This is a genomic window from Seonamhaeicola marinus (genome assembly GCF_008085455.1).
Genome location: NZ_VSDQ01000845.1, coordinates 1 through 336, shown reverse-complemented (window position 1 = coordinate 336; position 336 = coordinate 1). Strand labels below are relative to the sequence as shown.

At 35.1% G+C, this 336-nt stretch carries 1 protein-coding gene; it reads right to left on the bottom strand.

What is annotated here, in order from left to right; genetic code table 11:
- Positions 1 to 336: thiamine phosphate synthase (locus FUA24_RS23825; RefSeq protein WP_148545818.1), on the bottom strand; the 336-nt coding region annotated here is incomplete at both ends.

Genomic DNA, 336 nt, shown 5'->3' with positions numbered 1-336 from the left:
TTTTCGTTAATACGTTGTTGACAATCATTAAGCGTGTTAGCAGTACCACCAATAATTTGCCAACTTTTTAAAGCTTTTCTGGCTATGTTAGGGTTGGTATCTGTTTTTCCTAAGTGCACACCATCGGCATTTACAGCTTCAGCTATTTTATAATGGTCATTAATTATTAATCGTGTTTGATAATGACTGGTAATATCTCTAGCTTCTTCGGCTGTTTTTAAAATCTTTTTTTCAGAGACATCCTTTAAACGCAATTGCACCAATTCTGCACCGTATTGGCAAGCTTTCTGTATGTTTTCTAAATGCGCTTTTGGGGTGTTTCCTTGTGAAATATAA